At 47.6% G+C, this 616-nt stretch carries 1 protein-coding gene; it reads right to left on the bottom strand.

Annotated elements, in window-relative coordinates; all coding sequences use genetic code 11:
* Positions 1-616, bottom strand: a 616-nt coding sequence (locus R8N49_RS28455; protein WP_318190611.1) for a substrate-binding domain-containing protein, incomplete at both ends; no start/stop codon positions are given.

Genomic DNA, 616 nt, shown 5'->3' with positions numbered 1-616 from the left:
CGGGCGATTAAGCCATCATCGAACCCGACCATAGAAACCTTACTTGGTACGTCAATGCCATTTTGATCTAACGCTGCCAGTGCGCCAGCGGCCATGTAGTCGTTGTAGGCCACCACTCCAGTAATCTCCAAAGATTTGGTTAACAGGTTGGTCATCGCAACTTCGCCACCATCACTGTTGGGCTCACCGTATTCGATGTAGCTTTTGGAGAGTTCAATACCATGTTCTTTCAATGCGGCTTGGTAACCTTGCAATCGCTCATCGGTATCTTCGATATCGTGGGATGAGGCAATACAAGCGATTTTGCGATGCCCGTGACGAATTAAATATTCTGTCGCGAGGAATGCTCCTTTGCGGTTATCAAGGGAAATACAGCGCTCAGCAAGCTCTGGGATATGACGATTGATAAGCACCATACCTTTCACTTCTTGGGCATAGCCAATTAGCTCCTCATCAGATAAGCCTTTCGAGTGGATGACTATTGCATCGCAACGGCTGTTGATCAGCAATTCTAGGGCTTGACGCTCATCTTCTGGATTATGATAACCGTTGCCAATCAAGATATGTTTGCTATTTTCGCGCGCGACATTATCGACGGATTTGACCAGCGTGCCGA

Source organism: Vibrio sp. 1978, from assembly GCF_033344345.1.
The sequence above is the reverse complement of the archived record's forward strand: the minus strand, read 5'-3'. Positions and strand labels throughout refer to the sequence as shown.